General features: G+C 60.6%; 3 protein-coding genes. 1 reads left to right on the plus strand and 2 read right to left on the minus strand.

Annotation, left to right across the window (positions count from 1 at the left end):
* Positions 1-162 precede the first annotated feature (162 nt).
* On the plus strand, positions 163-504 hold the full coding sequence (locus L0H65_RS18805; RefSeq protein WP_301460726.1) for a TfoX/Sxy family protein: 342 nt from the start codon (positions 163-165) through the stop codon (positions 502-504).
* 7 nt (positions 505-511) lie between these two features.
* Here the strand turns inward: L0H65_RS18805 and L0H65_RS18810 are convergent, their stop codons facing one another.
* Together L0H65_RS18810 and L0H65_RS18815 are read right to left on the minus strand one after the other, a co-directional pair.
* A complete protein-coding gene (locus L0H65_RS18810) occupies positions 512-1246 on the minus strand; it encodes a GNAT family N-acetyltransferase (RefSeq protein ID WP_301460727.1) in 735 nt (244 codons plus the stop codon).
* 152 nt (positions 1247-1398) lie between these two features.
* Positions 1399-1860 carry an outer membrane protein assembly factor BamE gene (locus L0H65_RS18815; RefSeq protein ID WP_301460728.1) on the minus strand — a complete coding sequence of 154 codons (462 nt, stop codon included), beginning with the start codon at positions 1858-1860 and terminating at the stop codon, positions 1399-1401.
* Between the last annotated feature and the right edge of the window lie 310 nt (positions 1861-2170).

Here is a 2170-nt window from a genome sequence, read left to right on the forward strand (position 1 = left end):
CAGGGCCAATCCTCAGGCAGCGGCCAGCAGCAAGGTCAAACGATCTTCCGCGACTGGGCGGCGATCTGATTCCGGTGTGAGCGGCGCGCTTTGACGTGATGTCGATGCGCCATGACCAGAACGGCGGTTGCAAACTACTGCCATTTTGGTGAAACCTCGGTCATGTCAGATCAAAAAACACCGATTTCGAGCATCCCCAATCTTGGCCCCGCGTCAGAGGCGGCTTTTGCCCGTGCCGGGGTCCATTCGGCGGAGGAGCTGCGCGCGCTTGGTGCGGATGCCGCCTACATGCGGCTGTTGGAGTCAGGCACGCGGGCGCATTTCATCGGCTATTATGTTCTGGTGATGGGCTTGCAGGGCCGACCGTGGAACGACTGTCAGGGTGCTGAAAAAGTCGCATTGCGCAAAACCTTCGACGCATTGAAAGCGAAAGCACCGGGTCAGAGCCGATCAGCACTTGAGGCGGCGCTGGATTCGCTTGGCGTTGTCGAAAAGCGGAAATAAAGCGGATTCAGGACGCCACGGCGCGCAACAGACGCACGCGGGTGGCCGGGATCAGCGCGATCTCCACCGCCGTAAACACATGCATCGTCTGCATCTCCCGATCAATCACCGCATGGTCACTGACCCATCCGCCCATCAGCAGATAGGTGCGCAGCAACGGCGGCATTGTCGCCTTGGCGCGGCTCCGGTCGATCGAATGGTCGCGCAGACCGTCGGCGAACTCGAAAACCTGCGCTGCCTTGCGCAGCGGTCGCCAAGGCTCCGGCGCGCGATGCGCCTGATAAAGCAGGCTGAAGGCGTCGAGATGCCGTACGGCGTCCACCCCGGCGAAAGACGTGCAGCCGAACAGCAACCCGATCCCCATGGCATCCACCTGCCGCGTCAAAGCACCCCAGGCGATGCGCAGGATGTCGGGATCATGCCAGTCAGGGTGCAGGCAGAACCGCCCGAGCTCCAGCATCGGGCCGGGATAACCCGCCAAGGCGGAAAGATCGTAATGCTGTGCGGAATAGCAGTGTTTCAGGGTGGGCGCGTCGTGGACGGGCAGCAGGCGAAAACAACAGACCAGCATCCCGCTGGCCTGATCTTCAATCAGCATATGAGTACACACCGGATCAAACGCATCCGCATCGCGCCCTGAGGCGATGCCGAAACACAGGCCGCGCAGGGTTTGCGCCCGCGCCAGATCGCTTGCGTCCGCGGCCACACGGGCCCGATAGCGGCCTTTGAGAAGCTGCAACACCGTTCAATCCTTTGGGCCGGGGCCGTGAAATCTCGCCGTACGCGCGTCAGTGAAAGTATGCGACCAGCGCAAATCGCTGGCAAGCCCGCCGGTGGCGTGGCGCTGCGGCCGAATTGCGATGGCGGCGCCAAATCAGGGCGATAAGGCGGTCGTCACTTCAAGGCGTCTTTGGCCCGAACGGACCCGAAGCTGGCGAAAAGCTGACGCAGGAAGCTGACACCCTTGATGTTGCTGTCTGTCACACGGCGCGACAATGGCACGATGCGCCCTTCGGCAAGACCGAAGCGTTCGACATTCTCGACAATGCCCTGATCATTGAAGGTGATGGCGACGACCTGACGTTCAATCTCCACCGGGGCTTTCGGGCCGAAATGTTCAAAACGGCTCTGGACATAGTACCAGCCTTGATCATTCAGCAAACCCGCAGCCGAAGGGCGACCGATGAAATCAGCCACGTCCTGCCGGGAGGAGGTGCCGACCTGTATCTGCTCCAGATCGACATCTTCGGGCACATAGCCATGGTTACGATAGATCGCAGAGCAGGCCGCCATCAGCAGGATGCACCCCGCCATGACCAGTCGGACAAACCGCGCTTTTGCCTTGCCTGCCTGCATGTCCCTTGCACCCTCTTGCCTATGGGGATGAAGCCCCGTATCCCAGCCCGGTTTTCCGGCGTTGCCTTTGACTTACAGAAGGATAGGCTTTTGTTCAAGAAAGGAACGCAAGAAACGCCCGTGAGAATGACACAGACTGTGCCGGAGCGACGGTTTCGCACGAGATCCGAGAAAAGGACACAAGATGAACAACAAACCTGACAACGGGACCGACGCTGGCCCTGCCCCCTTTCCCTATAGTCATCCCTACCGGGTAGCCGGCCTGTCCAGCCGCAAGCCGAACCGTTTTGATCTGACCCCGGATGCCGCA

The sequence above is a fragment of the Pseudorhodobacter sp. genome, from assembly GCF_030452865.1.
GTDB lineage: Bacteria > Pseudomonadota > Alphaproteobacteria > Rhodobacterales > Rhodobacteraceae > Pseudorhodobacter.

Coding starts and splice junctions, on each gene's coding strand:
- L0H65_RS18805 (WP_301460726.1), top strand. CDS start 163: ATGTCAGATCAAAAAACACCGATTTCGAGCATCCCCAATCTTGGCCCC.
- L0H65_RS18815 (WP_301460728.1), bottom strand. CDS start 1,860: ATGCAGGCAGGCAAGGCAAAAGCGCGGTTTGTCCGACTGGTCATGGCG.